Here is a 23,802-nt window from a genome sequence, read left to right on the forward strand (position 1 = left end):
AAAGGGGCAGCAGGGATTTACTCATTTTTATTAACGTAAATCTCTACAGGTCTAAGATTTAAGAAAGCAGCTTTTAGGCCAGATATGGGTTATTAAAATTCGTATTCTAGGGCAAACCTAAGAGTGTGGTCTTTAGAATCGCCGTTTAAGCCAGCTATAAAGGCTAATTCCCATTTTAGTTGTTTTTGCCCTTGGTATCGATGTACACCCATAAAACCGGGGCCTATACCAATAAAATCCTCACCAGTATAGATTTCTATAGAAGGTTGTAAGGCCGGTAAATACCGATAGCGATACTTAAGTCTAAATTCCGTTTCAAATTCATCTTGAATGTTTTGACCCCATTCATAAACGAGCAACGCGTTGATGGTTAAACTGGTTTGAGTAAATTCTTTTTCGAATAACAAGCCGCTGGTAAATTCGTAGATATCTTCTTTATGTTGTTTTTCAAGCTCAAATAACATACCCCAATCTGCCCATAGTTCTCCCTGGTCGGTTAACATCCAGCGAACCTCAAGTTCATAAGCTTGTAGACCAAAGTCTCCGATGTCGTCTCTTTCCCCAACTATGTAACCTTCAATCGTCACGTATTCTGAAACGGCATGCCCGTAAGCAAAACGTTGCGCCAACACATTGCCGTCATCGTTTTGTCTAGAAGTAAAACGCCACTCTAATTCCCGCTCATTAGCTAAGACATAAGGATGATAAACTTTGTCAACTTGAATGCCGTCAGCCCGACTTATTGATATCGAAAATAGACAGTACAAAAGCGCAATAGATATGCGGAAAATGGTTTTCATTGTTTGTGACCTGAGTGGGAAGCTGAATATAGCTTGAGGGAATAGAAAATAGCCAATGGGATCAATAAGGCGAGCACATATACAATCACTTGAGCAACAGAGGGTGATGCCTGATAGCCAAACAACACGTTAAATAGATGACCTAATTCAAATTCATTACTAACTAAGTGCTGACTACTCCATGCTGTTGCTGAAGCATCAATAACGTCGACCTGAACCAGTAAAGATAAAGCGTTGACGAGTTGGCCAGTAACGTAAATATGAATTAATAACCATGTTGCCCAAGTGCCTAGACGCTGTTTTAACCATTGTGCAGTCAGATACAATAATATGGCTAAGCTGAAACAAATACCTAGACCCAAAAATGTACCGAGCAACATAGATTGCATTGCATTACTTTGGTTTAAATAACCATCGAAGTACAAAATAAAGTTACTGCCTTTAGACACTAAGATTAAACTTACCATTGAGCCTGAGACCCAATATAAATAATGCTTTTTTGAAGGTTGCTTTCGGTTTAATCCATAGCCCAAAATCAGGGTTAACAAGTAGACAAATACCTGATACAAACATAATGATAATTCAATGCCTTTACCATCAAACCATTGACCGATGACATGGATTTGATTGATGTAGATTAGGCTCAAAAGGGCACCTGCTGCAATACTCAACAATAGCCATAACTTAGTCGCTGGCAGATGAACATATAGATACACAACCAACACAAATATCGGCAATGCATCCCGTAAAAATAAAATAACCGTATTAATTAGCATCTGCAGCCTTTTGCTTTTGATGTTCAACGATCACACTACCCCTTGCGGTATTAGGGTTATACTCCCCAAAAAAATCGTATTCGCCAGGCTGCAGTGGGCCAATAAATATGGTTGCTTTATTATTGGCAAAAATGACTTTATCTCTATTGAGTGAAAAGCTATCAAATTCCTCTGGTGTATTATCTTGGTTATAGATTATGAGTTTGACTTTTTGATTTGCTGGGATGGTAATCTGTGATGGGAAAAATAGGTGATCCTTGAGCTGGACATGATACTCCTCAACAGCCGCCAACAGTGACTGACAAAATAAGCCAAAGCATAGTGTTAAAGCGCCTATAACTTTATTCACTGGATTGCCCTTGTAATAATATCAGCTCTACTGATAAGCCTGATAATTGCTCAGAACGGCTTAGTTTTAATGCAGCATTATGCAGTTCGGCAATATGCTTAGAAATGGCTAAACCTAAACCACACCCTGGGGTGTTGCTGTCATGACGGTCACCGCCAATTCTGTAAAAACGCTCAAATACTCTTTTATACTCTGATTCATCAATTCCTGGACCTGAATCTTCTACTTGTATAATCACTCGCTGCTCCAGACTTTTCAATGTCACCCTAATTAGGGTCTCTTCAGGTGAGTATTTACTCGCATTGGAGATCAAATTTTGTAGCAATATACCTAGAGAAAACTCATCACCTAAAATGCTTGCACTTTGACCAACTAGTTCTATTTCTTGTCTTTTTGCTTCAATTTGTGGGAATAAACTGGCTATAACATTTTGGCAGAGTGAAGCAGTATTTATTTGTTTAAATTGACCTTGGTATTGTTCAGGATTGGTTCGGTTGAGCAGTAAAATTTGTTCTACTACATGGCTCATTCGCTCAATACCTTCTTGCAGGTATTGCATATTGGCGTTTGAAGTACTGTTATTGTTTAGCGCTAACTTTAGGTTGTGGGCATTGATTTTTAAGACGCTCAATGGGGTGCGTAATTCATGGGCTGCGTCTGAGGCAAAGCGTTTTTCTCGTGAAAAGGCTGCGTTTAGTCGTTCAAATAATTGATTCAAGGTTTCTAATACTGGGCTGAGTTCGTTTTGCTGATTCTGCTGGGTAATGGGACTAAGGTCATCGGCTTTTTTGGCGCGCAAGTTGTCAGATAGAAGCCTCAATGGCCGCAAACCCGTGCTGACCAACAAAAATATAATAATGGCTAGCAACGGAATACACAAAATCAGCGGTGTAACCGCAGCCAAGATCATTTTTTCTGCTAGTTCAAAGCGCCGGTTTAAGGGTTGTGCAACAAACACCCATTTATTGTCCGATTCAAAAAAATGTGCATAAGTGCGCCAACGTTGAGCTAAAAAATTATGCTCAGCAAATCCATTTTTAAAATTACTCATTGCCGCTTTAAGTTCTGGATGAGAACTAACTATTAATTGGTTATGTTGCCATATTTGGTATATAAAAGCAGCGTCAGGTTGTGGCGCTAATGACTGAGTGCTCAAGTCGGTAATATTCACCAGCACATAGGTCAAAGAGCGTAATTCATTATCAAATACGCTGGTTGCTTTCGCCATACTGCCGCGGTAACCCTGGATGGCAGCCGCGAAGGTGACTAATGTAATCACAGATAATAAAATCAGTGTTAGATAGCGACGAATAGACAAATTTATGACTCTATACGAGGGCTAGTTTTAACACTGTAACCTACACCGCGGATTGTTTTGATAAAGGCTTCGGGGAGTTTTTTACGGAGGTGGTGAACATGTACCTCAACTGCATTACTCGCTACCTCTTCACCCCACTCGTACAATTTAGACTCAAGTTGTTCTCTGGATTGAATACGACCAGCTTGTTCTAACAGCACCTTTAATAGCATAAATTCTTTGCGAGATAATTCAACCACCTGACCAGCAACACTTAACTGATGAGAAGCGCAGTCTAGACATACCTCACCAATAGTAATAGTAGAAGTAGTGGCGGTACCCAACCTTCTCTCAATCACTCGTAAACGTGCAATAAGTTCGTTTACATCAAAAGGTTTACTTAGATAATCATCTGCACCTTGGTCTAGTCCTTTAATTTTGTCCTCGATGGAGTCTCTTGCTGTGAGTACCAGAACAGGGATATTGACCTTCATTTGCCTGATGTTTTTAAGCAGCGTTAGACCGTCCATATCTGGCAAACCTAAGTCCAATATTAACATGTCACATTCATTGGTTTTTATGGTCAACATGGCTGACTTAGCGTTAGTGACATGATTGGCGGTAAACCCCTCGGAACGAAGTGACTGGTGCAGGCCTCTGGCTAATTGCATATCATCTTCGACTAACAAAATTCGCATTTTAATAACTCTATGTAAAGTCCCACTACACTATGCCGCTAAGGTAGTCGAAAGTGATCTAGTTTGAAAGGTCAAGGTGGTTTAGGTAGCTGTATTTATTGTGTACTTTTGCTAACATTTGATCTGCAAGTTGTTTTTTATGTTAACTCCAATCTTGGTTGTAACGTTCGGTTGGGTTGTGTAGTTTAATCGCCTTTAAAGTGGCTTCAAAGAACGTTTATGCTTGAGTATAGTTTTCTTGGTCAAACCAATAGTCAGCGTAGCGAAAATTGCGGCTATGCTTCATGGGTTGATGTTTACGGCTCAGTTAAGCCGATGCCTGGCCATTTTGTCGCTACCAAAAGAAAATGGCCAGCCTGGGGTGCGGTGATAAAGCCAACTTAACTCGGCGTAAGCCACACCATAAAAAATATAAGTGTCTATAGATAAGGTTTTCTGCAACATATCTTTAGCCTGTTTTACTAACCTCAATCCACCAAAACCACTCTCTACATTTGCTTGTTGAGATTTGGTCATACCCTGCAAGGCCCAGCAATCCGCAGGTAGAGGGTATTGTTTAGTAAGTGTTTCAGCTTTCTTGGCTAGTGCAGTGAGTTCGGAGAGTTGTTGGTCTTCATGCACTTGCAGTAGCAACCATTTTTGATAAAGTGCTGATACTGAATATTCTTGGTTATCAAACCCCTGAGCTGGTGAGCAAACAAACAGAATGAAAACCAAGAAACGCCAAAGCATTAGTATTTACCTGCAAAGATTATTGAAAACGTAGTGCCTAGATTAGTCTGGCTTTCTTAAGTCATCCTTAATAGCTGGGTTGACGGGTGATTTATTTTTGTGTTCAAACTCACCTTCGATAATATCTTCAGATTGATCGGTTGAATGAGGTTGCTGCTGGTGAGGTTGCTGTTGCGAAAAATTACCATTAAAAGAGGGATTGATCATCCGGATGGATAATCTTTTCACCAACCCTTTGGCTATAAGCGGGCGAGTCATCGGTAAACTCAATAAAAAACCAATGCCATCAGTGACAAAACCGGGGGTGACTAATAACACACCTGCAATTACTAACAATAAACCTTCAGCCATTTCTTGACCAGGCATAGTGCCAGCCTGCATTTTTTGTTGTGCTTGCATCAGGGTGCTAATCCCTTGTTGCCTAACTAAATGTGCACCAGCAAAGGCGGTTAAAATAACGATAGCTACGGTGTACCAACCACCTATTTGTTCACCCACGTTGATCAATATGGCTATTTCGACAATAGGTAAAATTGCGAATAATAAAAATAGTTTAAACAAAGATGCCTCGTTATTTGAGCTTTACGTAACAAGCTTTACGTATACTCTCTATGTTAATGTGTTGGTAATGATATTGGGACTGAATAACAAAACTCCAGCATATATACCATCATATTGTTACAGAGTGTTGTTTGGATTGTCTAACGAGTTTAGTGCCCAAGAGCTTTTTATCTTTTAAGTTTATCTTATTTAGCAAAGTAGTGAAATTTGACTCTTAAAGATTGGGTCTCTAAACAAAGTAATGTGTCGTGAATATGCAGTCTTAATATTTTGTTAAGGTTTGTGCTTTAATATTATTTAATAATCCCCGTTGGTCCATTGGTATAATGAACATAGTGCCAAGTTACCTTTTATATAAGAAGTGTTGTCGATGAAGTTCAGTATTAGATATTATGTTTTACTACTTAGTTTTTGTTTTTTTTCATCTGTGGTTACGGCGCAAACATCCGATCCTTTAAGTGATCTGTTTGCTGACGAACCAGAATTTTTACAAGTAGATGAAGCGTTTCAATTCGATTTCGCCCAGCAAGGCGATCAGCTCACCCTAAGCTGGAAAATAGCTGATGGTTATTATCTGTATAAAAAGCAGTTTAAAACAGTTGTTAAGCAAGCTGAGTTGGGTATGCCCGTTTTTCCAGTGGCCGAACAAATTGAAGATGAGTTTTATGGATTATCTGACGTATTTCGTAACCAACTAGATATAACTTACCCCATAGTATCCTCAGTGCAAGATGGCATAGTTAAAATTCGTTATCAGGGTTGTGCTGACGCTGGTTTGTGTTATCCACCTACTACTAGAGAAGTGTATCTGAATCAGGTCGGAAATGTTTCTGAAGCGGAGTCTAACCAATTATCAAAAGATTCAGCAATTGAATCAAATACTCAAGCACCCATTTCAGAGCAATTTGAGTTAGCCAGTCTGTTGTCTAGTGAACAGAGTTTATTTATCACCCTGCTGTTATTTTTAGGCTTAGGTATTGGTTTAGCATTTACACCTTGTGTATTTCCTATGTATCCAATTTTGTCTGGTATTGTGATTGGTCAAGGTAAAACTATTAGCACGTCCCGAGCGTTTACTTTGTCATTTGTATATGTACAAGGTATGGCTATCACTTACTCGTTGTTGGGATTGATTGTTGCTTCTGCAGGTGTGCAATTTCAGGCTGGTTTACAACATCCGGCTATTTTAATTGCGCTAATTGTCATATTTGTGTTGTTAGCAGTCGTGATGTTTGGTGCCTATGAGTTGCAATTGCCTTCTTCATGGCAAGAAAAGCTCAACGCCATGAGCAATAAACAAACCAGTGGAAGTTACTTTGGGGTGTTGGCGATGGGGGCGATTTCTGGTTTAGTGGCTTCTCCGTGCACCACTGCGCCGCTGACCGGGATTTTGTTATTTATCGCCCAAAGTGGTGATTTAGTGCTGGGGTTCAGTGCATTGTATGTATTGAGTTTAGGTATGGGTATTCCGTTGATTTTATTCGGCATTACGGGTGGTAAATTGTTACCCAAGGCAGGTAACTGGATGAACGTTGTTAAAGTCACGTTTGGTTTTATGATGCTGGCAGTTGCCATTATGTTTGTAGAACGTTTAGTTTCACATGTTGCTACCGACATCGCTTGGACATTGCTTGGCTTAACTACTTTCACATATTTCTTTGTGATGAATCAAAACAGCCCAACAAATTTTTATAAAGGCCTTCGTGCATTTTTGATCTTCATTGGCCTGTTTTTTTCAGCCGGTTATGGTTATCAAACATTCAATGGGTTCGGCCACAGCGATACTCAAGCTCAATCAAATAATACCCCTGTCGCGCATCAAGAATTTCTGAGCGTAAGCAGTATCGAAAGCTTCAATCTAGCACTAGCCGAGGCCAATGCTAATGGGCAAACAGTAATGTTAGACCTTTACGCAGATTGGTGTGTAGCGTGTAAAGAGTTTGAAAAATATACATTCCCCGATAGTCAGGTCGTGGCAGCGTTGAGCGATTCCGTTCTAATGCAGATTGATTTAACTGATAACACTGATAACAATATTGCATTCCAAGAGAAGTTTTCAGTGTTAGGTTTACCGACTATCTTATTTTTTGATACTCAAGGACAAGAGATAAGTACGGCTAGAGTGACAGGTTTTATGCGTGCCGCACCTTTTGCTGAGCATGTGAATAACCTTTTTGCTAAGTAACTGTGTCTTGTACTATCACTCGGTTTTTATAACTAAATTTTTTACTACTTTTTCCTTAACTTTTTTTACAGCCATATTCAGTATGTTGGTTACCTGTAGTTCTTTTGCGAACTCAGGTAATTACTGCATGGATGATTGGGCATGTGTAGAGAAAATAGAGAACAACAAGCAGGTCGGTTATTGGCTTTACAATAAAAAACCTTTTGTGGTGACTGTCACCTTAGAAGTGGACACCAATAACTTAAAAACGTCTGCCACAAACCAGCGCCAACATATTGTTAACCAAGTGCTTCAAGGGTATCAGCGAGTTAAAGTGCTTGAGTTGCAGCCCATCAACATTAGACGAAAAATTTGGTATGACGAATCTTTTTATTGGGCACCAGGCAATATGCTGGCGAAACATCAAGGGGATACTGTTTATCAAAACCCATATGCTCAAGGTGATTATTTCCCTATAGTACAAGGCTTTGGCGGTGGATATAGCCACAGTGGGCCATCAAGGTATGCGGTTGATTTTGCTATGCCTATTGGTACTGCTATACATGCAGCTAGGGCAGGGGTTGTGATTGACTTAATTGAGCATCATACACGGGGAGGTGCTAGTCGAAAATACGCTAAATATGCTAATTACGTAGTGATTTTGCATGATGATGACACCACAGGTGAGTATTACCATCTGAGAAAAAATGGCGTTACGGTTGCACAAGGTGTGCGCGTTATTGCAGGTCAAAAAATAGGTTACTCGGGTAATACGGGGTTCTCTTCTTTGCCGCACTTACACTTTGCGGTATATCAAGCAATGCCTTTTGGAAAGTATCAATCACTGCCTTTTGTGTTTGAATAAAGACTGGGTCTTATCTCTATTCCTAGTTTAAGTTATCTACCGTGTCTTTTCTAATAGTGCGAGAATATCGATTGCCGGAACCGGTTTAGAAAAGTAATAACCTTGTAGATGCTGACATTTATTCTTTTTGAAAAACTCTACCTGCTCAAGGGTTTCAATACCCTCTGCCACTCAACTCATTTTTAATTGTTTAGCCATGCTTAGCGTTGTGAGGATAATGGCCTCATTATTTTGGTTTTTTCCGATGTCATCAACAAAACTTTTATCTACCTTGATGATGTTTATTGGGAATTCTTTAAGATACTTCAGAGATGAAAACCCAGTACCAAAATCATCTAACGCAATTAAAAAGCCTTTCTGCTGTATTTGGGTCATGTACGTCAGTGCTTTATCGTAATCGCGCATCAAGGCACTTTCGGTAATTTCAAAACGTATGGCTGTAACTGGTATATTATTTTGCTCCAAAAGCAGAATAATCTTATCAATTGAAGATTGGTTGTCGAAATGTTTAGCCGACAGGTTTACTGATATATACCCAGCAAAAAACATTCTGGCGCATTTCATTCAGTACTGGCATCGCTCGTTCAAACGCATCTAATGTCATATGCTCTATTAAACCAAGCTCCTCTGAAACAGGAATAAATATATCTGGAGTTATCATGCCGCTTCGAGTCGGCCAGCGCATCAGGATGAAGTGGTCTAATTGATTCGGACACTCTAGTTAAGAGATAATACTCAAAACTGGAGTGGACTATGAATGCACGTAAGAAATATTCAAAAGAATTTAAATTGGATGCCATCGCATAGGTGGTAGAGCAAAAATACAAAGCAAGAACGGGTGCATTGGCGTAATTACTCTACACGATTTAGCGCCCAACAAGACATCTTGAATTACATGACCATGTGGTACAACAGCCATAGACTTCATTCGTACTTGGATTACCAAAGTCCTAATAACTTTGAACAACAAAACAATGAATTACAAAAAGTAGCTTAACTGAGGTAGTCGTATTAGGTTGACCAGGTCAGAATGCCTTGTGACAATAAATGGGTTCTAACATTACTACCATTATTAAGCATTTTATCTGGTAACAAATATTCAACAGAAAGCTTATTAGTAACATATGAATAGGAATAAACACCCTCATCCATTGAGAATAATATGTTTCCCAGTTCGTCCTCGCTAACGTAACTGGCTTTTTGTGTTAATTGGTTATCCCGCTTTAACTTTAAATTGATAATATTTTTGGTTGTATTTTTCGTGAGGTTATATTGGTGAACGCCTTTGACAGAGTCACTGACCCAAAGGTTTCTTTTTGAGTCCTGAAACAAATAATTTATAGGGGCAGCATTGAATTCGTTGTTTGGACCAAGGACTTGCTGGTTTTGATAGCCATCAAATCAGCGGTACCCAGTCACAAAAAACCTTCATCATCTAATAACAGAGAATTGATAGTATTCTGAGATAAACCATTATCTGTGGATAAACGAGAAAATGTTGGGTCCTGGATCAACGGCTCACCTTGACTCGCAGTTGAGACAAGCAACAATAAAAAATTGATTAAAAAATAATATCTCGTTGGCCTAAAGTAGGCTCTATTCATCATTTCTGCAGGTACATATTTATCCACGTTCAAATAATAAAAAGTAAATGACATCAATTTATACACTAATAAACCTCACGTCTCACAATGCATGATTTAATAAAATGGCTCTTATTAAATCATAAGTGACACTCAATACTTTTAGGCTTATCGGGTACCAAAAATTTTATCACCAGCATCCCCAAGCCCTGGCAATATGTAACCCTGTTCATTCAGTCTTTCATCGATTGCTGCGGTATAAATGTCGACATCAGGATGTGCAGCTTGAACTGCCTCTAAACCCTCTGGAGCCGCGACTAAAAATAGCCCCATAATATGTTTACAGCCTTTTTGCTTGAGTAAATCTACGGTGGCAATAAGAGTGCCACCAGTAGCTAACATCGGATCTACAATTAATGCGGTGCGTTCTGCGGCGTCTTTTACGACTTTATCGAAATAGGCAACAGGTTGTAGCGTTTCTTCATCACGATACAAACCTACCACACTAATTTTAGCATTAGGGATTAGCCTTAAAACACCATCCAACATACCTAAACCGGCACGTAAAATAGGAACGACTGTTATTTTTTTGCCCTTTATTTTTTGTATGTTTATTTTTTTCCCATTCCAATCTGTGGTTTCAACCACCTCAGTCTGTAGCTCTCTAGTGGCTTCATAAGTTAAAAGGTTACCCACCTCGCTCGCTAACTCCCGAAAATCTTTACTGCTAATCCCTTCTTCACGCATTAAACCTATTTTGTGTTGAATTAAAGGGTGATGAATTTCGTGTACGGGCATACTTATTTCTCGCGGTTATTGTTGAGACTGTAGTCTTGGACAAATCTCTGTCCGTGGTCAAGACACTCAGGATAGAACTGTTGAAAGCTAGACTCAAGCTTATCCCCATTTAGAAGTAAAAAAGACTGGGCTTGGTCGGCAAACATAACTTTATTTCTCAATCGATGTTCAATACTAGTGAATGCTCTAAAACAGCTTTCGACATTGACATATTGATTTAACCATTGTTGGGTTTTCAAGCGCTCGGCCTGTTTATTAAAATGCGCATTATCAGGTAATGAAAATTGTTCAAGTTGTTGATAAAAATTAGCAAAGACAATATTGAAGTGGGTGTCAGAGTAACGTTTCCAAGATTGCATCAGTAGGTAATCAAAATAGATATCGATAATTACCCCAGCCATCCTTCGAATATTACTGGGAAAACATTGTCTTAATTCAATTATTAGAGGGTGTGAATCAGTGAACACGTCAATACTACGATGCAAACGGATACCTTGTTCAATCTCAAAAGGTAAGTGCTGCAGGTGACTGCCTTTAACAAAGTCTCCAAGAAAATTGCCCAGCAAGTTGGTTTGAGTATGTGAGCCTATGTGGATATGGGCGATATAATTCAAATTAAAAAACACTCCAATGTAGGTAGGTAATAAGTCCCAATAAAAGCATAAAATACGTTAACTTGGCGGCAATCTTCGCTGATAAGACCAGTATTTTGCTGTTAATTTCTATTTGCTCTCTATAATGGATGAATAATTTAAGTTAATGTGCATTTAATGTACGAAGATCGATTTTGAAATAATGTTTTTCATATGCAGAAACACTCAACAGAATCATTACTAATTAAAATGGCGACCTAGTGAAAGTATTAGTTATCAATGGCCCAAATTTAAACATGTTAGGCAAGCGCGAGCCTGCAACATATGGCTCACAAAATCTACAACAAATTGTCAGTAGGTTAAGTACTTATGCTGACTCAATAGGTTTGAGTTTAACTCACGTGCAGTCAAATGCTGAACACGAGTTAATTGATACTATTCATAAAGCTTTTGAAAAAATAGACTTTATTGTCATTAACCCAGGTGCATTTACGCATACCAGTATTGCATTGAGAGACGCACTTTTGAGTGTGTCTATCCCTTTTATCGAAGTGCATTTATCGAATGTTCACGCTAGAGAGGTGTTCAGACAGCATTCTTACTTATCCAACATTGCCCAAGGGGTGATTTGTGGGTTAGGTGCACAAGGTTATGAATTCGCCTTAGCGGCGGCAAAACAATATTTAACTAAATAAACATCAGCAAAATTTTCTTGTTGATTAACTAATTAGAGAGAAAAAAATGGACATACGTAAAATTAAAAAGTTGATAGAGCTAGTGGAAGAGTCTGGCATATCTGAACTAGAAATTACTGAAGGTGAAGAGTCGGTGCGCATCCACCGTGGTGCCACGGAAGCTCAAATTGCACCACAACCACAATTTGTACAACAACCACAATTTGTACAACAGCCACAATTTGTACAACAGCCACAATTAGCACCTGCTGCGGCTCCCGCTCCTGAAACTGCGCCAGCGATAAGTGGTCACATTATGTGTTCGCCTATGGTGGGTACTTTTTATCGTTCGTCATCTCCAGGGGTTAAATCGTTTGCAGAAGTCGGTCAAAAAGTCAATGTTGGCGACACTCTATGTATTATTGAAGCGATGAAAATGATGAATCAGATCGAGTCGGATAAATCTGGTGTAGTCAAACAAATTTTAGTTGAAAACCAAGATCCTGTAGAATTCGACCAACCAATGTTTGTGATTGAATAAAAGGTCTATGACAATGTTAAAAAAAGTCCTTATTGCAAATCGCGGTGAGATCGCCCTGCGAATTTTGCGTGCCTGTAAAGAGTTAGGCATTAAGACTGTGGCAGTGCATTCGACTGCCGACGAGTCACTCAAACATGTATTGTTAGCTGACGAAACAATCTGTATTGGTAAAGCATCTGCCACAGAGAGTTATCTGAATATCCCTCGTATTATCGCCGCAGCTGAAATAACCGATGCAGATGCTATTCATCCGGGTTACGGATTTTTAGCCGAGAACGCTGACTTTGCCGAAGCCGTTGAAAAAAGTGGTTTCACCTTTATTGGCCCGACTGCCGAAACCATTAACTTAATGGGTGATAAAGTTTCAGCTATTAGATCGATGAAAAGTGCTGGCGTACCTTGTGTTCCTGGTTCTGATGGACCTTTGGACGAAAACGAAGCCCGTAACAAAGAGCTTGCCAAAGTTATCGGCTACCCCATTATTATTAAAGCAGCAGGCGGCGGTGGTGGTCGTGGTATGCGTGTGGTACGCAGTGAAGAAGAACTGATTACATCCATTGCCATGACCAAAAGTGAAGCTGGCGCAGCATTTAATAATGATGTTGTGTACATGGAAAAATTCCTCGAAAATCCACGTCATGTCGAAATTCAAATATTGGCTGATGGTCAAGGTAATGCGGTTCACCTAGGTGAACGTGATTGTTCTATGCAACGTCGTCATCAAAAAGTGGTGGAAGAGGCTCCTGCACCGGGTATTACCCCAGAAATGCGCGCGGCAATTGGTGCAAGATGTTGCCAAGCCTGTATTGATATTAACTATCGTGGCGCAGGTACTTTTGAGTTCTTGTTTGAAAATAATGAGTTTTACTTTATCGAAATGAATACTCGTATTCAGGTTGAACACCCAGTGTCGGAAATGATCACCGGTGTTGATTTAATTAAAGAGCAACTGAGAGTAGCTGCAGGTCAAAAGTTGTCAATGACTCAAGACCAGATACAAGTGAAAGGTCATGCGATTGAATGTCGTATCAATGCAGAAGACTCAAAAACTTTTATTCCAAGCCCAGGTAAAATCACCAAGTTTCATTCACCGGGCGGTTTGGGTGTGAGATGGGATTCACATATCTACACCGATTATGTAGTGCCCCCATATTATGACTCAATGATTGGTAAATTGATTACTTACGGTGAGACCAGAGAAGTGGCTATCGCCCGAATGCGTCATGCATTAGACGAACTGGTCATCGGTGGGATTAAAACCAATGTTGATTTACAGAAAAGCATTATGGCTGATGAGGCCTTTGCAGCGGGTGGAGCCAATATTCACTACCTAGAAAAAAACTCGGTATGGGCGGCCATTAGTTGGATCGCTAATAACCTATAAATCGATTAAAAAAGAGCGGTGTATCGCTCTTTTTTTTGCTCTATAATGCGGAAAATTTCAAGTGTGACGTACGTTTATGCCCTGGATCCAATTAAAAATAAACAGCCAAGCTGAATACGCTGAACAAATAGGCGAAATGTTATCGGCTAATGGCGCACAAGCTGTGACCTTTGTAGACGCTAAAGACACACCAATGTATGAACCTAAACCCGGGGAAGTTATGCTCTGGCCAGACACCCAAATAGTGGGTTTGTATGACGCACAATACGATATGTCGCAAGTCATTAGCCAACTAAGCAAGTCCAAGCTGTTAGGTAAAAACTTCAACCATAAATTAGACCAATTAGAAGATAAAGACTGGGAAAGAGAATGGATGGTGAATTTTCATCCTATGCAATTTGGCAAACGTTTATGGATTTGCCCCAGCTGGCGTGATGTACCTGATCCAAACGCAGTGAATGTGATGCTCGACCCAGGATTAGCCTTTGGTACTGGTACACATGCCACTACTAGTTTGTGTCTGCGATGGTTAGATAGCCTAGAGTTGTCTGAGGCAACCGTGGTTGATTTTGGTTGTGGTTCAGGAATCTTGGGTATAGCTGCACTAAAATTAGGTGCTAAGCGCGTTGTAGGCATTGATATTGATCCTCAGGCCCTATTAGCCAGCCAAGACAATGCCAATCGTAATGATATTGGCGAAAAAATTGAATTATATCTGCCTGAACATCAACCAGAGCTAAAAGCAGATGTGGTGTTAGCCAATATCCTTGCCGCACCATTACGTGAATTAAGAACCGTAATTACCGGTTATTGTAAGCCAGGTGGTAAATTAGTGCTTTCCGGAATTTTAGATAACCAAGCTCAAGAAATTAATGACTTATACAGCCAAGATTTTGTTATGGAGCCGATTGAAATAGATGGTGAGTGGGCAAGGGTATCTGGAGTTAAAAAATAATAATAGCATCGAAAAGTTAACAGGGTTGGATTACATTATTTATGTGTAATTTTTTCAATAAGAGTTTGAATGGGTGGGCTAACTGGATGGAATTGTTCATTCATTATCAGTTGAATTTGGCAATACTCATCATCTAGTGTATTTTTTTGAGCGAATAAAAATGAGCTGTTGAATAATGTGAATAACAGCCAAAATAATTTTGTTATTATTACCTTGCTTATAAATTGAAAATAAAAAAAGATGACTTTATCGCTGTTCCAAGATATCAATACAAGTATGTCGAACCAACGCTATAAGGCATTCCTCTCAGATTTATAGGTGAATTTTTTTTAAAAGAAATGGGCAAAAATGTTGCCGACTACCGGAGGTGAAGCTGGCCTTTGTAGCTGCACCGCAGCGCCCAGCTGAACAGCTCGACACGGAAGTCGAGATTGGTTGCATATCATCAAGGATGTGTATTTGACTACTGATAACTATTTTTTAAGAGCGTAAAATTGAGCATTCATGGCTGTGTTGCGCAAATGTCACCTCAAAAAAAAGAACTCGCTGCGCTCTGCGTTTTGTTTCGATGAATTTTTACGACAAAATGGTGCCGACTACCGGATTCGAACTGCTATGAAGCTTAGCTACTGATTGCAAGTCCGTTTGAAAATATTTGAAGAAAAGAATGGTGCCGACTACCGGAGTCGAACTGCTATGAAGCTTAGCTACTGATTACAAGTCCGTTTGAAGATATTTGAAGGAAAGAATGGTGCCGACTACCGGAGTCGAACTGGTGACCTACTGATTACAAGTCAGTTGCTCTACCAACTGAGCTAAGTCGGCACACAGGATAAATCTTTCTGGGTGACACTACTTTTGGGTTGTTGATAAACTACTTTGTAGCAGCTAATCCCTAAAGCGAGCGCCATTGTATTCACAATTTATATGATGTCAATCAAATACCATAAAATTCTAATCAGATGCTTAAAGTTTCAGCAATCGGGCTGCTTCATCTTTAAGCATCGGGAAGTATTCTATTGGCACGTATTCGGCCAAAGCTAACATCGTGTTACCAAGCTCAGCATAATTGTCGGCACATAAATTAAAGTGTCCCATCTTGCGTTTTTTCCGTGGTGTTTTGCCATACCAATGTAAATGACAGCCTGGAATGCTAAGCATATCGCGGGCAAAATCTTTGCAACCTATGATATTGATCATTGCAGTGGGTGAGGTCACTTTAGTTGAACCTAAAGGTAATCCTCTTACAGCTCTTAGATGATTCTCAAACTGGCAGGTGTCTGAGCCTTGCATGGTCCAATGTCCTGAGTTATGTACTCGTGGGGCAATTTCATTGACTAGCAATTGTTCGCCAATTTGGAAAAATTCTACCGCCAATACACCTACGTAATCTAAGGATTCTGCTAGTTTATTAAAGATTTCTTGTGCTTGTTGACTGAGTGCTTCGTCAACTTTCGGGGCAGGTGCAATAGAGACATGTAATTGGCCTTGGTAGTGCAAGTTTTCGGCAAGTGGATAATAGGCAATATCACCTTTACTGCTGCGTACTGCAACCAGTGAAAGCTCTCGATCAAAGTTGAGCATTTTCTCAACTATTAAAGGCACTTTGTGCAAGTTCAATTTTGATAGTTTTAGCTTAAGTTCAGGTAAGTCGCTTTGGTTTTGTAAACGCCATTGACCGTATCCATCATAGCCATCTCTGCTTGCTTTGATGATTAATTTTTCACCAAGCTTATCGACTGCCGCATCTAATTCTTCGACATCGGTGACGATTTCAAATGGGCAGTTGGCAATCTCCAGCTTTTCGAGTAATTTTTTCTCTCTTACTCTATCAGCACCAGTTAGGATTGCCTCTACGCTAGGTTTGAGTTTGCCGCTACCATGGACTAACTCGAGCAGGTCCTCAGGGATACTTTCAAATTCTACCGTGATCGCATTGACTTCCTCAATCACCCTGTCCAGTGAGTTGTTGATAATATGCTTAGTAACAGGATCAACAATCTTATTATCCACTACATCAACTGCCTGAACACTTATTCCAAGCGGATAGCCAGACAAAGCCATCATTCTAGCCAATTGGCCTGATCCAAGAACTAATATGCTCATTTATACAGTCTCACGTTAATTTTATCATAAAGAGGGAAGGACCAATTCGTCTTGTGCCAACACAGTAGCTGTTTGCTCGGCTCTAAAATTTATAATGGCTTGTTGTACCTCTGGATTTTGTAGGCCGACTACCTGCGCTGCTAACAATCCAGCATTGGCTGCACCGGCTTCACCAATTGCTAATGTGCCTACTGCAACGCCTTTGGGCATTTGCACGATGGAGAGTAAAGAGTCAATACCGTTCAATTGGCTTGAGCGCACAGGTACACCAAATACGGGTAAATGTGTATGTGCCGCGATCATACCGGGTAAATGTGCTGCACCACCGGCTCCACCAATAATGACTTGATAACCTTTAGAAGCAGCTTGCTCGGCAAATTCTGAAAGAGAATTTGGGGTCCTGTGAGCAGAGATAACTTCGGCTGTATAACTTACGCCAAGTTTTTCTAACATGAGCGCTGCTTTTTGCATGGTGGGCCAATCAGACTTGGAACCCATTACTATTGCCACGTTTGGCATAACTTTCTCTCTTAAATCACATTTTATGATATGAGGGGAAACAATCCCTCCAAAATTTTTGGACACATATTATAGCTCATCGCAATCAGCATAGAAACCACCCCAATCAGCGGTGTCATTCATACGTATTTTAATGCATTTTCATGTAATCCAAGGTTAAGTCTGTGAGTAATTTCACGCCTGTTTTCATACCTGAATCGTCAACATAAAAACTCTGGGGTGTGATGAGCTGGGGCTTGGTCTGCTGGCACATCCAAGGGTTTACCACCAATCCACATATATAATCCCGGTATTTTTTCTTGAAAAAACGAAAAATCTTCAGCGCCAGTTACAGGTTTACTGTAAATAACATTGTCGGCACCAGCACTTCTTATCAGTGTGGGCACCATTTTTTCAGTTAGTGCAGGATCGTTATAGGTGATGGGGTAGGAGTAATCCAAAGGCAACGTTACTTCGACTTCGGCGCGCATGCTGTCAGCAATACCTTTAACCTTTCTAGGTAGCGCTTCGTACATATGGTCACGTGCCGCTTTGTTCAATGTACGAATGGTGCCCACTAATTCAACCTCACTAGGGATAATGTTAGAGCGGTTGCCGCCATGAATAGAGCCTATGGTGACGACCGCTGCTTCATCAATGAGTTTAATTTCTCGGCTGACTATGGTTTGCAAGCTCATAATGATTTGTGCAGCTGTAGTGATAGGGTCCACACTCAACCAAGGGTAAGCCCCATGTGCTTGTTTGCCTTTTATGACTATTTTAAACGGGTCAACTGCAGCCATAGTGCCGCCTTCTTTATAACGTATTTTGCCTACGTCGGTATCAGAACTAATATGCAGTCCAAAAATCACATCTACTGCGGGATTCTTGAGCACTCCCTCTGCAATCATCAGTTCAGCACCCCCTTTTTCACCTCTAGGTGCACCTTCTTCTGCGGGTTGAAATATAAATTTCACTTTACCCTTTAGCTGATTCTTTATTTTAACTAATATCTCCGCGGCACCCATTAACATGGCAACATGAGTATCGTGGCCACAGGCGTGCATGACTGGTACATCATTACCTTCAAGTTCACCACGCTGGGTCGACTTCCAAGGTAAATCATTTTGCTCAAGTACAGGAAGTCCATCTATATCCGCACGTAGTGCAATCACTGGCCCTGGTTTGCCACTATCAAGTACCGCTACCACTCCTGTTATAGCGACACCAGTCTGTACTTCTAATCCAAGGCTCTTAAGGTGTTTAGTAATATATTTTGCCGTTTCAAACTCACGGTTAGATAATTCTGGATGTTGGTGTAGATGATGACGCCATTTAATAACCTTTGCTTCAATATCATTAACCATTTCTTCAATGTTAGAAGCCGCAGTTATTTTGGGTGTGAAAATTAATAGTAGAAATAAGACGGGTATAAGCTGTTTCATTAATGATCGACTTTAAGTGGGTGGCTATCTAATATGTTGAAAGCGCATCAGCTTGTCAAATGTTAAGCAAAGTTAGGTGTGGAGATTTGAACCGTAAAAAATCCGCTTGCAGTTTCCTGAGGCGGACTTTATTACTTTATAAGAGGCTTTTACAAAAAGCTTAGCTTCTTTGTTTACGCATTGCAGTGAAGAATTCGTTGTTAGTTTTCGTCATAGACAACTTACCAATAAGAAATTCCATGGCATCTATCTCAGACATTTCATGTACTATTTTGCGTAATATCCACATCTTTTGTAATTCGTCTGGTGTGGTTAATAACTCTTCTCGACGAGTACCTGAACGATTGTAGTCGATAGCTGGAAATACACGTTTCTCAGCAATTTTACGGTTCAGGTGCAATTCCATATTACCCGTACCTTTAAATTCTTCGTAGATAACTTCATCCATCTTAGAACCAGTATCAATCAATGCTGTGGCAATGATTGTTAAGCTGCCGCCTTCTTCGATGTTACGCGCAGCACCAAAGAAACGTTTAGGTTTGTGCAATGCGTTGGCATCCACACCACCGGTTAATACTTTGCCTGATGAAGGTATAACTGTGTTGTAAGCTCGCGCTAAACGTGTGATTGAGTCTAGCAAAATGACCACGTCTTTTTTGTGTTCGACTAAACGTTTGGCTTTTTCGATTACCATTTCAGCCACTTGTACGTGGCGACTCGCTGGTTCGTCAAAAGTAGATGCAATAACTTCACCCCGAACTAAGCGCTGCATTTCAGTCACTTCTTCTGGTCGTTCATCAATTAATAATACCATCAACAAACATTCTGGATGGTTAGCGGCAATAGATTGGGCGATGTTTTGTAGCAGTAATGTTTTACCTGCTTTAGGTGGTGCGACTATCAAACCACGTTGGCCGCGGCCAATTGGAGCTGCTAGGTCTAAAACCCGTGCAGTGATATCTTCGCTACTACCATTGCCACGTTCCATGATTAAGCGTTCGTTAGCGTGAAGTGGTGTTAAATTTTCGAATAATATTTTATTACGTGCATTTTCAGGGCGATCATAATTGACTTCACTTATTTTCAATAATGCGAAGTAACGCTCGGTGTCTTTTGGTGGGCGTATTTTGCCTGAAATCGTATCGCCAGTTCGCAAGTTGAAGCGTCTGATTTGACTAGGCGAGACATAAATGTCGTCTGGGCCTGCCAAGTATGAAGAGTCGTTGGAACGCAAAAATCCAAAACCATCTTGAAGAATTTCTAGTACGCCATCACCAAAAATGTCTTCACCGCTTTTAGCGTGAGATTTTAGGATAGAAAAAATAATGTCTTGTTTGCGAGCGCGAGCCATGTTTTCTAGCTTCATTTCTTCGGCTAGGCTAACCAGTTCACTGATCGGTTTATTCTTGAGTTCGGTAAGATTCATAATTGGTAGGTCTTTATGCTAGAAGCTTCTCTTAAAAGCCAGTTTGATTGATTCAAAGGTTTTACTTATGTATATCTCTGATTTGAGCGAAGTGTGGGTGTGTTCAGGTATGAACAAGATAAAAGTTAGCACCTAATAATTCCCGCGTCCAGTGAATTGTCTGTTTGTCAGCCAATTTAACATCATTCTACATCCCCGCTATTAAAATAAGGGCCATCCATTAAAACGCAAAGTAACAATTTGTTTGCAGTAGTAACAGGCTCTACGGGCATGGTGGGGACTAGTCATTCACAAAAAAGCTCAGCCAAAGCTGAGCTTATATATTTATATTTTGTAGTAACAAATATTAAATGTTTTCGTTCAAAAACTCTAAAAGTTGAGCTTTTGACAATGCACCCACTTTAGTGGCCGCTACATTACCACCTTTAAATAAGAGTAATGTAGGTATACCTCTTATGCCATACTTAGGCGGAGTTTCGTTATTTTCATCGACATTCAGCTTACCAACTGTTACTTTGCCGTCGAATTCGTCAGCCACTTCATGCAGTATTGGTGCGATCATTTTACATGGACCACACCATTCTGCCCAAAAATCAACTAACACAGGACCAGCTGCATTGATAACATCTGCCTCGAAACTATCATCTGATAACTGGATAATTTTGTCGCTCATACTTTTCTCCGTAATTTTCTCTCTCGCTGAGATGACTCAACGCAGTTGTGATTGTTATATAGAAACTAGTTTTTAATGCAAGCAATGATAAGCTATAAGCTATGCCAACTACACATTTAACCGATACAAAATTTTCAGATTTACCCATTCATCAGCAAGTTGTAGATGCGCTGTCTGAGGCTAATTTCAACCTTTGCACACCTATTCAGGCATTGAGTTTACCGCCCTTGCTTGAAGGCAATGATCTTGCCGGTCAAGCGCAAACAGGAACAGGTAAAACCATTGCATTTTTGGTTGCCACTTTCCATTATTTGTTGACTAACCCCCAAGACTCAAAACGTCAACCTAGGGCAATCATTATGGCGCCCACCCGTGAATTAGCTGTGCAAATCTTTAATGATGCAGAATTACTTAGCCAACACACAGGTTTGACCCTTGGTTTAATTTATGGGGGCGAAGGTTACCAAAGTCAACGGGAGAAACTGCAAGGTGGTGTAGATATTATAATCGGCACCACGGGTCGTATTATCGATTACTACAAACAAAATATCTTTTCATTAGCCGCAATTCAAGTTGCGGTATTAGACGAAGCCGACCGTATGTTTGACCTTGGTTTTATCAAAGATATTCGTTATTTATTTAATAGAATGCCCAAGCCGACTGAGCGTTTGAGTATGCTTTTTTCTGCTACCTTGTCTTACCGTGTTCAAGAGTTGGCATACGATCACATGGATAATCCAACCCATGTTCAGATTGAGCCAGAAAGAAAAACCGCTGAACGCGTAAAAGAAGAGCTATTTTATCCGTCAGACGAGGACAAACCTTATCTCTTACTGACTTTGATGGAAGAAGAATGGCCAGACAAAGCTATTGTGTTTGCCAACACCAAACACGGCTGTGAAAGAATAGCTGATTGGTTAGAAGCGGACAAACATCGAGTCGGTTTGTTAAGTGGTGATGTGCCTCAGAATAAACGCTTAAAAATACTTGAAAACTTTACTAGCGGTGTGCTTGATGTTTTAGTCGCTACGGACGTAGCAGCACGTGGTCTACACATTCCTATGGTAAGTCATGTTTTTAATTACGATTTACCTGATGATGCAGAAGATTATGTACACCGTATAGGTAGAACAGGTCGTGCTGGTGAAAGTGGAAGTTCTATCAGTTTTGCTTGTGAAAAATACGCACTGAATTTACCGGCGATTGAAGAATATGTACAACACTCAATCCCAGTGACCGATTACAACCCAAACGATTTAATGCGTGACGTCACCCCACCCAAACCGCGTTTTAAAAAACGCATGCAAAGTGGTAAAAGTCACCAAAAACGTCCTTCAGGCCCACGCCCTAATCGAAATAGATGAATAATAACACCGAAGTCAGTGCCCCTTTCGCTCAGCCCGAGCAACTGTATGCAGCTGTAGACTTAGGCTCCAACAGCTTTCATATGGTCATTGTGCGGGTTGTGGCGGGTAGTGTACATATCATTGGCAAGGTGAAGCAGAAAGTGCGCCTTGCCGCCGGGTTAGATGAAAACATGGTGCTCGACCAACTTAGCCTCGAAAGAGGTTGGAAGTGCCTTGAAACCTTTGCCGAACGTTTACAAGATATCCCCCTTTCAAACATCAAAATTGTTGGCACTGCAACTCTTCGCTTGGCTGCCAACGCTGATGTATTCATAAAAAAAGCTGAAACAATTCTCAAGCATAAATTAAATGTCATTGATGGTGAGGAAGAAGCCAGGCAAATTTATTTGGGTGTGGCTTATACTTCAGCTAATCAAGGTAATTCTTTGGTGATTGATATTGGCGGCGCAAGCACAGAAGTGATTGTCGGCAATGATATGACTCCGATTCATCTAGTCAGCATGAACATGGGGTGTGTTACTTTCAAGGAGCGATTTTTCGCTGATGGCAACATATCTGAAGGTAATTTTGAGGATGCCATCAAACAGGCTAAGTTTTTGTTAGAGCCTGTGGCAAATGATTTTATCAATTTTGACTGGCAGCAATGTCTAGGTGCATCCGGAACGCCCCAAGCTATTACAGAAATTTTGGTGACGCAAGGCATCAGTGACTCTATCCGCATAGATTACTTGCATAACCTAAAGCAGCAATGCATTGATTGTGTAACTATAGACTTGTTACAAATAGACGGTTTAACAGAGTCTAGGCGAGCAATTTTTCCTAGTGGCTTAGCCATATTGATTGCCCTTTTTGAACAATTAAATATTCAAGAAATGCAGATATCAGGTGGCGCTCTTCGCGAAGGTCTTATTTACGGCATGTTAGATAATATGCAGCAAATTGATCGTCGGTTGCAAACACTTGAGCAATGTATTGAACGTTTTCATATAGACCCTGAACACGCTTATCGCGTGAAAGGTATTGCGCTCAGTCTGTTTAAACAAGTGCAAAATAAAATGGTGTTAGGTAAGGTAGATTGTGAGGCGATGTTGATGGCATCTGCTATGTTGCATGAGACTGGTTTGCATATTGAATACAAATTACATCATCAACATGGCGCATACATACTTAGCCATTTACCCTTGGTGGGTTACACTCAACAGCAATGTGCTGGTATCAAAACATTAGTGCAAAGTCATAGGCAGGAAATAAAGCTCGATTTGTTTGACTCCTTCCATCCAGAGGTACGCAAAGCACTTTTGGTTTTAGTCAGAGTATTACGCTTATCCTGCTTACTCTCTATTCGCCGAAAAGACAACTTGCTGGCAGATTTTACGTTAATCACAGAAGGTGAGAAGTGGACACTCACTTTCCCTGAAGGTTGGCTAAAATCTCATCCATTAATAGATGCAGAGCTAGCTAACGAAAAATGGCAACAGCATAAAGTAGGCTGGACGTTACAGTGCTTTTAAAGCTTC

23 protein-coding genes, 1 tRNA gene and 2 pseudogenes are annotated in these 23,802 nt (G+C 40.4%); 9 read left to right on the plus strand and 17 right to left on the minus strand.

Annotated features, from left to right (window positions below; all coding sequences use genetic code 11):
* Positions 1–92: 92 nt before the first annotated feature.
* The 7 genes from C427_RS00590 to C427_RS00620 form a co-directional block, all read right to left on the minus strand.
* A complete protein-coding gene (locus tag C427_RS00590) occupies positions 93–800 on the minus strand; it encodes a hypothetical protein (protein ID WP_007639071.1) in 708 nt (235 codons plus the stop codon).
* Positions 797–1,576: a hypothetical protein gene (locus C427_RS00595; protein ID WP_007639069.1), complete on the minus strand. Its 780-nt coding sequence runs from the start codon at positions 1,574–1,576 to the stop codon at positions 797–799. The genes C427_RS00590 and C427_RS00595 overlap by 4 nt, the downstream gene beginning before the upstream one ends.
* Complete coding sequence (locus tag C427_RS00600) at positions 1,566–1,925, minus strand: cupredoxin domain-containing protein (protein ID WP_007639067.1); 360 nt, start codon at positions 1,923–1,925, stop codon at positions 1,566–1,568. The genes C427_RS00595 and C427_RS00600 overlap by 11 nt, the downstream gene beginning before the upstream one ends.
* The gene (locus C427_RS00605; protein ID WP_007639066.1) at positions 1,918–3,243 is read right to left on the minus strand and encodes an ATP-binding protein; all 1,326 of its coding nucleotides are present in this window, start codon (positions 3,241–3,243) and stop codon (positions 1,918–1,920) included. The genes C427_RS00600 and C427_RS00605 overlap by 8 nt, the downstream gene beginning before the upstream one ends.
* Before the next feature lie 2 nt (positions 3,244–3,245).
* On the minus strand, positions 3,246–3,920 hold the full coding sequence (locus C427_RS00610; protein ID WP_007639065.1) for a response regulator: 675 nt from the start codon (positions 3,918–3,920) through the stop codon (positions 3,246–3,248).
* A gap of 303 nt (positions 3,921–4,223) precedes the next feature.
* Positions 4,224–4,652 (minus strand): hypothetical protein, encoded by a 429-nt coding sequence (locus tag C427_RS00615; protein WP_007639063.1) that lies wholly within the window; start codon positions 4,650–4,652, stop codon positions 4,224–4,226.
* 42 nt (positions 4,653–4,694) lie between these two features.
* Positions 4,695–5,213: an FxsA family protein gene (locus C427_RS00620; protein WP_007639061.1), complete on the minus strand. Its 519-nt coding sequence runs from the start codon at positions 5,211–5,213 to the stop codon at positions 4,695–4,697.
* 427 nt (positions 5,214–5,640) lie between these two features.
* Between C427_RS00620 and C427_RS00625 the strand changes: the two genes are divergently transcribed.
* Both C427_RS00625 and C427_RS00630 read left to right on the plus strand, forming a co-directional pair.
* A complete protein-coding gene (locus C427_RS00625; RefSeq protein WP_407636125.1) occupies positions 5,641–7,398 on the plus strand; it encodes a protein-disulfide reductase DsbD in 1,758 nt (585 codons plus the stop codon).
* A gap of 127 nt (positions 7,399–7,525) precedes the next feature.
* The gene (locus tag C427_RS00630; RefSeq protein ID WP_007639057.1) at positions 7,526–8,242 is read left to right on the plus strand and encodes a M23 family metallopeptidase; all 717 of its coding nucleotides are present in this window, start codon (positions 7,526–7,528) and stop codon (positions 8,240–8,242) included.
* Positions 8,243–8,413: 171 nt separating this feature from the next.
* On the opposite strand, the gene C427_RS26850 is transcribed toward C427_RS00630, so the two are convergent.
* Positions 8,414–8,806, minus strand: a complete 393-nt coding sequence (locus C427_RS26850) for an EAL domain-containing protein (RefSeq protein WP_034899588.1) — start codon at positions 8,804–8,806, stop codon at positions 8,414–8,416.
* Between the two features lie 262 nt (positions 8,807–9,068).
* On the opposite strand from C427_RS26850, the pseudogene C427_RS24330 reads away from it, so the two are divergent.
* Positions 9,069–9,239, plus strand: a pseudogene (locus C427_RS24330) (IS3 family transposase); the annotation flags it as partial.
* A gap of 418 nt (positions 9,240–9,657) precedes the next feature.
* On the opposite strand, the gene C427_RS00645 reads toward C427_RS24330, so the two are convergent.
* The 3 genes from C427_RS00645 to C427_RS00655 all read right to left on the minus strand — a co-directional run bounded on the left by C427_RS00645 (position 9,658) and on the right by C427_RS00655 (position 11,237).
* Entirely contained in the window at positions 9,658–9,912 is a 255-nt protein-coding gene (locus tag C427_RS00645; RefSeq protein ID WP_007638107.1) for a hypothetical protein, read from the minus strand.
* A gap of 81 nt (positions 9,913–9,993) precedes the next feature.
* Positions 9,994–10,623, minus strand: a complete 630-nt coding sequence (gene upp, locus C427_RS00650; RefSeq protein WP_007638109.1) for a uracil phosphoribosyltransferase — start codon at positions 10,621–10,623, stop codon at positions 9,994–9,996.
* 2 nt (positions 10,624–10,625) lie between these two features.
* On the minus strand, positions 10,626–11,237 hold the full coding sequence (locus C427_RS00655) for an acyl carrier protein phosphodiesterase (RefSeq protein ID WP_007638110.1): 612 nt from the start codon (positions 11,235–11,237) through the stop codon (positions 10,626–10,628).
* Positions 11,238–11,476: 239 nt separating this feature from the next.
* Between C427_RS00655 and aroQ the strand changes: the two genes are divergently transcribed.
* The 4 genes from aroQ to prmA all read left to right on the plus strand — a co-directional run bounded on the left by aroQ (position 11,477) and on the right by prmA (position 14,770).
* The gene (aroQ, locus tag C427_RS00660) at positions 11,477–11,911 is read left to right on the plus strand and encodes a type II 3-dehydroquinate dehydratase (protein ID WP_007638111.1); all 435 of its coding nucleotides are present in this window, start codon (positions 11,477–11,479) and stop codon (positions 11,909–11,911) included.
* A gap of 46 nt (positions 11,912–11,957) precedes the next feature.
* A complete protein-coding gene (gene accB / locus C427_RS00665) occupies positions 11,958–12,431 on the plus strand; it encodes an acetyl-CoA carboxylase biotin carboxyl carrier protein (RefSeq protein ID WP_007638112.1) in 474 nt (157 codons plus the stop codon).
* Positions 12,432–12,444: 13 nt separating this feature from the next.
* On the plus strand, positions 12,445–13,815 hold the full coding sequence (accC, locus tag C427_RS00670; RefSeq protein ID WP_015430259.1) for an acetyl-CoA carboxylase biotin carboxylase subunit: 1,371 nt from the start codon (positions 12,445–12,447) through the stop codon (positions 13,813–13,815).
* 76 nt (positions 13,816–13,891) lie between these two features.
* Positions 13,892–14,770, plus strand: coding sequence for a 50S ribosomal protein L11 methyltransferase (gene prmA, locus C427_RS00675; protein WP_007638115.1), 879 nt, complete (start codon positions 13,892–13,894; stop codon positions 14,768–14,770).
* Positions 14,771–15,519: 749 nt separating this feature from the next.
* Here the strand turns inward: prmA and C427_RS00680 are convergent.
* From C427_RS00680 to trxA, 6 genes and pseudogenes are all read right to left on the minus strand, one after another.
* Positions 15,520–15,595 (minus strand) — tRNA-Thr (locus C427_RS00680).
* Positions 15,596–15,736: 141 nt separating this feature from the next.
* Complete coding sequence (locus C427_RS00685; protein ID WP_034899387.1) at positions 15,737–16,876, minus strand: 5-(carboxyamino)imidazole ribonucleotide synthase; 1,140 nt, start codon at positions 16,874–16,876, stop codon at positions 15,737–15,739.
* Positions 16,877–16,900: 24 nt separating this feature from the next.
* Positions 16,901–17,395, minus strand: a complete 495-nt coding sequence (gene purE, locus C427_RS00690; RefSeq protein ID WP_007638119.1) for a 5-(carboxyamino)imidazole ribonucleotide mutase — start codon at positions 17,393–17,395, stop codon at positions 16,901–16,903.
* Positions 17,396–17,525: 130 nt separating this feature from the next.
* Positions 17,526–18,741: pseudogene (locus C427_RS00695) on the minus strand (amidohydrolase).
* Positions 18,742–18,979: 238 nt separating this feature from the next.
* Complete coding sequence (gene rho, locus C427_RS00700) at positions 18,980–20,245, minus strand: transcription termination factor Rho (protein ID WP_007638121.1); 1,266 nt, start codon at positions 20,243–20,245, stop codon at positions 18,980–18,982.
* A gap of 346 nt (positions 20,246–20,591) precedes the next feature.
* Entirely contained in the window at positions 20,592–20,918 is a 327-nt protein-coding gene (gene trxA, locus C427_RS00705) for a thioredoxin TrxA (RefSeq protein ID WP_007625278.1), read from the minus strand.
* Positions 20,919–21,019: 101 nt separating this feature from the next.
* Between trxA and rhlB the strand changes: the two genes are divergently transcribed.
* On the plus strand, positions 21,020–22,282 hold the full coding sequence (rhlB, locus tag C427_RS00710; RefSeq protein ID WP_007638122.1) for an ATP-dependent RNA helicase RhlB: 1,263 nt from the start codon (positions 21,020–21,022) through the stop codon (positions 22,280–22,282).
* A complete protein-coding gene (locus C427_RS00715) occupies positions 22,279–23,796 on the plus strand; it encodes a Ppx/GppA phosphatase family protein (RefSeq protein ID WP_007638123.1) in 1,518 nt (505 codons plus the stop codon). The genes rhlB and C427_RS00715 overlap by 4 nt, the downstream gene beginning before the upstream one ends.
* Positions 23,797–23,802: the final 6 nt, after the last annotated feature.

Source organism: Paraglaciecola psychrophila 170, from assembly GCF_000347635.1.
Taxonomy (GTDB): Bacteria; Pseudomonadota; Gammaproteobacteria; order Enterobacterales; family Alteromonadaceae; genus Paraglaciecola; species Paraglaciecola psychrophila.